Source organism: Syntrophaceae bacterium (genome assembly GCA_013177825.1).
GTDB lineage: Bacteria > Desulfobacterota > Syntrophia > Syntrophales > PHBD01 > PHBD01.
In genome coordinates this window covers 1-6,307 of the sequence record JABLXX010000020.1, presented here as the reverse complement: position 1 = coordinate 6,307, position 6,307 = coordinate 1, and the positions used below count along the sequence as shown (strand labels likewise).

Annotated in this window: 6 protein-coding genes; all 6 read right to left on the bottom strand. The window is 60.5% G+C overall.

Annotated features, from left to right (window positions below):
* Nucleotides 1–116, bottom strand: a 116-nt coding sequence (locus HPY65_19125; protein ID NPU86592.1) for an acyl-CoA dehydrogenase, incomplete at its 3' end; no start/stop codon positions are given.
* Nucleotides 117–461: 345 nt separating this feature from the next.
* The gene (locus HPY65_19120) at nt 462–1,823 is read right to left on the bottom strand and encodes a hypothetical protein (GenBank protein ID NPU86591.1); all 1,362 of its coding nucleotides are present in this window, start codon (nt 1,821–1,823) and stop codon (nt 462–464) included.
* A gap of 197 nt (nt 1,824–2,020) precedes the next feature.
* Nucleotides 2,021–3,421 (bottom strand): NAD(P)/FAD-dependent oxidoreductase, encoded by a 1,401-nt coding sequence (locus HPY65_19115; GenBank protein ID NPU86590.1) that lies wholly within the window; start codon nt 3,419–3,421, stop codon nt 2,021–2,023.
* Between the two features lie 79 nt (nt 3,422–3,500).
* Nucleotides 3,501–4,910, bottom strand: a complete 1,410-nt coding sequence (locus tag HPY65_19110) for an AMP-binding protein (protein ID NPU86589.1) — start codon at nt 4,908–4,910, stop codon at nt 3,501–3,503.
* Nucleotides 4,911–4,996: 86 nt separating this feature from the next.
* The gene (locus tag HPY65_19105; GenBank protein ID NPU86588.1) at nt 4,997–6,133 is read right to left on the bottom strand and encodes an acyl-CoA dehydrogenase; all 1,137 of its coding nucleotides are present in this window, start codon (nt 6,131–6,133) and stop codon (nt 4,997–4,999) included.
* A gap of 24 nt (nt 6,134–6,157) precedes the next feature.
* The coding region (locus HPY65_19100; protein NPU86587.1) for a hypothetical protein at nt 6,158–6,307 on the bottom strand (150 nt) is incomplete at its 5' end.

Below are 6,307 nucleotides of genomic sequence, written 5' to 3'. Positions count from 1 at the left end.
GAAGGGAAGATCTCCTTCTCGTCGATCTCCGCGGCGAGGGGGGCGAACTTCTCCTCCGCGATCCGGCGCACCGTGTCCCTGAGCATTTTCTGGTCTTCGTTCAGAATGAAATCCATCGTTGTTCTCCCTTTCCTGTCTTTGAATCCTTTTCTGTCATTCAGCGCTTTCGCCTGAGGGACCGGACGATTGCATTCAATGGCTCACACGGAAGGTTTTCCACATCGGGCGTGAAGTACGGAAAGATGGGAAGGATACGGTGTCCAATCCGTCGCGATGAGACAGGAATGCCGGGGACCCGATGGTCCCCGGCATTCCCGTCATCCGGTCACTGCCTTTTCTATATTTTTGCTCCTCCTGCCGCCGGTGCGGCCCCACGGGGTCCCGCACCGGCGTTCCGAGGCTGTTTTTCATGCCATCCCGGTTTCCCCCGATTCTCCGTCATTCGGGAGCCGGAAACCGGTCTACTTGAATAGCCCTTTCTCCTTGGCGGCCCGGGTCAGCTCCTCCTGCAGGTCCGGATGAGAGACTTTGATCAGGGCCTCCGCCCGTTCGTCGATGGACAGTCCGTCCAGGGGACCGGCGATGCCGTTTTCCGTAACGACATAATCCACATGGCACGCCAGGGTCCCGACCAGGGCACCCGGCGAGAGGTTCGGGACGATCCGGCTGATCAGCTTGCCGTCCTTGTCTTTCGTGTACGACGCCATGACGATGATCATACGGCCGAAGCGCGAGAGCCTGCACCCCATGGCGAAGTCGGACTGGCCGCCGTAACCGGAGACCATCTTGTTTCCGAGGGTCAGCGACGCCACCTGGCCGGCCATGTCGACCTCCAGGGCCCCGTTGATCCCGACCATCTGCTCCTCCCGGCCGATGACCATCGGGTTGTTCATCACGTCACCGGGGAAGAACTTCACGTCTTCGTTGTTCTTTACGAAGTCGAACAGGTCCTTCACCGGGCCGATGAAACTGGCCGACATCTCGCCCGGCCGGAAGGTCTTGTATTTCCCGGTCAGGATTCCCTTTTCCTGCCACAGCGGCGCCCCCGTGGGGAGCATCTCCGTGAACAGCCCCAGGTCTTTCAGGTCGGAATGGGCGATGAGGTCGGAGATCAGCATGGGGACGGCGCCGATCCCGATCTGAATCGAGTCGCGGTCCCTCAGGAGGCTGACCACGGATGCGGCCATTTTATGGTGAATGTCTTTCGGGGCCGCTGCCGGAAAAGCGGGCAGCGCCGATGAATTCTCCACAAAATGGGTGAATTTGGAGACGTGCAGCTTGGTATCCCCGCAGGCCGGGATGTACTGATCATTCACTTCGCCGATCAGGACCCGGGGGCCGCCGACAAATCCCCTCGAGGTGGCCTGCCCCTCCAGGAGGGCTCGGGAGAACATGCAGTCGGGGCCGATGTTGACGAAGCCGTCCTTGTCCGGCGGCGTGACCATGGCGACGATGATGTCGGGTTTGCGATAATAGGTCCACTGCTTCAGCGAGCTGAAAACGGTGACCGGGGCGTAAGGACCGTAACCCAGCCCCTGGAACTGCGACAGGATGAAGGGCGTTCCCGTGAATCCGGAGGTGATTTTGAAGGTCTTGCGATATTCCGGCTGGAACATCTTGTAGGGCCGGGTCGCCAGGTTCCACCGCCATTCGATGTTTTTCAGTTCATCCTTCCGGTCGGCGATGGCATCCGGAATCTGGGTGCTCGGCTGGCCGAGGCACAGGGGGGTCATGATGAAATCGTCGTCACAAACCGCGCGGGCGGCGACTTCTGCCGTCGTTAGTTTTTTGTTGTACTGGTAAAGCCAATCCGTTTTGAACATGTGCTGATCTCCCTCTTATTGGATATGGTTGCGCAACCATCTCTTCTTCCGGAAAACTTCTCATTCGTTTCCACAATGACCGCTGCGGAGGCCCTGAATCGATTCCAACCGGGGACTCCGCCTGCTCCTTTCATCCAGACGATTTCACCTCCTTTCGCCGTTCTGATACAACGGAACGGCACGAGGTCCGCCCGTGCTTACTTCTTCAGTTCTTTCAGGATCAGGTCCGCACACTTCATGCCGCTCAGGGCGGCGCTGTTGATGGCCAGGCCGCGTCCCTGGTAGGTGTCGCCAGCGAAGTAGAGGTTCGGGATGCCCGGGGCAATCAGGCCCGGCTTGTAGTTCCCCACGAGGCCGGGCTGGCGGGCCAGTCCATCGCACCCGTCGACGTAGTAGGGGAACTTCCACTCCAGCTTGTCCTCGATACCGGGGAACATCTCCTTCAGGTCCTCCCAGTGGGCCGCCAGGAGCCGCTCCCTCAGGAACTTGTCCGAGGCCTCGGCATGCTCGACAACGATGTCGGTATGGACGACCTGTTTCCCCGGGGGAGCGACGTCGGCGGAGAAGTTCGATGCCGGGAAGCCCTGGAAGGGAAAGCCCGCGTGATTCGTCTTGAGGGCCGACATGAAGCACTTCCGCTTCGGGTCTACGATGGGCTCCGAGAGCCCCAGCATGAAGCCGATCAGCCCCGTCACTTCGTGCTGAATGTCGGTGATCCGCTTCACCCACCAGCGGGGCAGCGGCGAGCTTGCCGGGTTGAAATCGAGGATGTTCGAGAGCTTATAGATGGGCAGGGCGCAGACAACCCGTTCGGCCCGGATCGTCTCGGTCTCGAAAATCCGGTACTCCTCTTCGTAAATGTGGCGCTTCGCCGGAATCCGGACGCCCACAGCCCGCTTGTTCTCGATGATCACTTCCTGGACGTCGCAGTTCAGCCGGATCTCCCCGCCGTTTTCCCGGATCGTCTCCGCGAGGCCCCGGGTGATTCCCTCCATGCCGTCCAGGGGATAACTCGCCTGGAGGGCCTGGCGGGTCTTCAGCAGGTTGTCCCGGGCGATGTAGAGGACTTCGCCGGCAGCCATGTCGATGGCGTGGGGAATCGTCGTCATGATCATCCCAAGGTCCGTGAACAGCTCCCGCACCGGCGGCTGCGGCACGTTCTCCATGAGCCACTCTTCCAGGGAACGGTTGTCCCAGGCCTCGATCTCGGCGTCCGACAGAGTGGCGATCCTCTGCATCAGATCCCGGAAGGCAATCTTGTCCTCTTTCGTCATGGGCACCAGCTCCGCCACGCTGACGAATTTCTCCCCGTTCCAGATGTCCACGGTGTCGCTGAATGGCGCCCACTGCACGGTCTTCCCGACCCGGTTGTTCAGAGCATTGCAGCTCGATTTCTCTCCCAGTTCCACCATGTGGAGGCCGATCTCCACCCGCCATCCCTTGCCGGGATAGCCGTCATAGCTCATCATCCGGCCGCCGAACTTGGGGAACCGGTCCAGGAGCAGAACCTTCTGGCCCGCTTCTTTCGCCAGGATCGCCCCGACGCCCAGGCCCGCGATGCCGGCGCCAACCACGATTACGTCATAAGAATTCGCCATCTCCTCTTCCTTTCTGTTGATATCGTCCCGACGCCGTCCGCTTCTCCGCCGGACGGCGTGGGACGTCGTTGTTTCGGGCTTACGCCACCGGCGGCCGCAGGTCCACGACCCGCGTGCTTTTCAGGGTTTTCGTGGGATCGAAGATCTCTTCCTTCTCGCAGAAAACGATCTCCGGCGTCATCTCCACGGCCCTCCGCGCCCGCTCGATCAGGGCCGCCTTCAGTTTCTCCCGGTCGATCCCGGCCGCGGGGGCCACCTTGATCTGCAAGTGGTCCAGCGACAGGGGGTCTTTCAGGTCCTCTTTCGTGAAAACGATCTGGTACTCCTCGATCCCCTGAACGGCGGTGATCTCCGTCTTCAAAATGTCCGGGTTGATGAGGGTACCCTTGATGTTCACCAGTTCCATCGTCCGGATGGGCTGCATGACCACCCGGGCGTCATTCCTGCCGCAGTGAGGGCAGGTCTCGTGGGAGAGCGTCGTGATGTCTCCCACCACGTACCGGAGGAAGCTCGTTCCCCGCCGGTCCACATGCGTAACGACCAGCAGCCCCTGCTGCCCGTCGGGGAGTCGCTTTCCCGTCTTCTCGTCCACGATTTCGAAGAAGAAGAGATCCGGCGCCCCCATGTGCATGCCGCCCCGCTCGGTGCACTCCAGCGTCGTCCCCTGCATCTCCGTAAAGCCGAGGCCGCTGCAGATGAAGGGATCCTTCGCCCCCATGCTGATGAGGCGGTTCTTCATGTCCGTCCGCATCCCTTCCGGGCATGCCTCCCCGAGGACGAAGCACATCTTGACGGAAGAGAAGTCCTTCTTCAGCTCTTCCGCCCGCATGATGGTCCGCCGGACGAAGGAGACGATCCCGGAGAGGAGGGTCGCCCCGTTTTTGACGACCATGTCCACGGCATAGTCCAGGGACCGGTGGATCGGAAACGGGGGATAGGCGGAGCCCGTCACGGCGTTGCAGACCCTGGCGCCACAGGCGATGGAGTAGTCCACGGTTTTCCAGAATCCGATGTGGGGAACCGGGGTCAGGGGAAAGATGTTGGCGACGATGTCGTCGCCGGTGATTCCACCGATCTCGCACATCCGGGCCAGTTGCATGATGTTTCCGAAATAGTCGTGGGTTGTGGAAAAGAACGGCGTCGGCACCCCCGACGTCGTTCCCGTCGTGTAATGGACGCCCCAGAGAATCCGCTCGTGCGGCTGCACCGGCGCGTCGGCCGGGATGGCCAGGCGGAAGCTCATGGGGTCGGCCATGTAGTCCTTCTTGTAGAGAAGAGGAATCTTCTCCAGGTCGTCCACGTTGCGCACATCCCCGGCGGAGAGCCCCCATTCCTTGAACTTCTTCCCGTAGTAGGGGCTGTACTTCTCCAGGAGCGCCATCTGCTTGCCCAGTTTCTCGTTCTGCACGGCCCGGAGCTCGTCCTGGGACCTGTACAGAAACTTTCCGAACTCGCTGACATTCTTCGGTTTCCTTGGATAATCGGCCATGATGTTCCCTCCTTTAGGGTTTTTCGGGCTCCCGGATCGGGAGTCCCGGTCGGTTATCTGGAAATACCTTCCCGCTCTCTGAAATGTTAGATTGTCCGGCTGATGATCTCCTTCATGATTTCCGTCGTCCCGCCGCCGATGCTGAGGATCCGCGAGTCGCGGTACAGCCGCTCGACCACGTATTCCCTTGCATACCCGTAACCGCCGTGGATCTGGACGGCGTCGAAGACGACCTTGTCGCAGACCTCGCAGGAGAAGTTCTTGCCCATGGAGACCTCCCGCATGACGTCCATTCCCGCTTCCATCCGGGCGGCGACGCGGTAGTTGTATTCCTTGGCGATCTCCACCTTCGTCGCCATGTCCACCAGCTTGTGGCGGATGACCTGGAAGCCCGTCAGGGTCGTCCCGAAGGCCTCCCGGGCCTTGGCGTACTTGATGGATTCTTCCAGGGCCAGCTGGGCCGTGGCATGGGCCTGAACGGAAAGAGAAAGCCTCTCGTTCTGGAAGTTGATCATGATGCCCTTGAATCCCTCGCCTTCCTTGCCGATGATATTCGCTGCCGGGACCCGGCAGTCCACGAAGCTCAATTCCCCCGTGTCGGAGCTGTGCCAGCCCATCTTGTGGATCTTCTTGGAAACGCTGAAACCCGGCGTGGAGGTGTCGATCAGGAGCAGACTCACGCCCTTCGGCCCGGGACCTCCCGTCCGCACCGCCGTGGTGACGAAATTCGCCCGGCAGCCACTGGTGATAAACGTCTTCGAACCGTTGACAATATAGAAATCCCCGTCCCGGACTGCCCGGGTCCGGAGGCTGGCCACGTCCGACCCGGCGTTCGGCTCGGTGATCCCCAGGGAGGCTACCTTTTCGCCCCTCAGAACGGGAGCCAGAACCTGCTGCCTCATCTCCTCCGTGCCCAGATTTCGGACCGGCGGCATGGCGATGGTATGGCTGTAGAGGCCGCAATAGAGACCCGAGGCGCCGCTGTGGCGGATGAACTCTTCGATGAAGGCGACGACCATGAACTTGTCACAGGGTATCCCGCCGTACTCCTCCGGATATTCCAGTCCCAGGAAGCCCGCATCGGCGGTCTTCTTGTAAAGCTCCAGTGGGAATTCTTCCTTTTCCTCCCACTCCTCGACATGGGGCTTGATCTCCTTCTCCACGAAACGCCGGACGCTGTCCCTGAATATCCTGTGATCCTCGCTGAAATACTCCTGGTACATCTGCTGACCTCCCATCGTTTGATTTTACCGAATGATTTCGAAGTACCTGATGTCCTGGATGTTGCCCTCCATGTCCGCGGTGTCCTTGAAGACCGCCCGGACCTTCATGCCTACCTTGATCTTCTCGAGGTCCATCTCGTTGATGAGGTGGGAAAAGATGTTGTCGGCCCCGTC

Coding starts and splice junctions, on each gene's coding strand:
- HPY65_19115 (NPU86590.1), bottom strand. CDS start 3,421: ATGGCGAATTCTTATGACGTAATCGTGGTTGGCGCCGGCATCGCGGGC.
- HPY65_19105 (NPU86588.1), bottom strand. CDS start 6,133: ATGTACCAGGAGTATTTCAGCGAGGATCACAGGATATTCAGGGACAGC.
- HPY65_19120 (NPU86591.1), bottom strand. CDS start 1,823: ATGTTCAAAACGGATTGGCTTTACCAGTACAACAAAAAACTAACGACG.
- HPY65_19110 (NPU86589.1), bottom strand. CDS start 4,910: ATGGCCGATTATCCAAGGAAACCGAAGAATGTCAGCGAGTTCGGAAAG.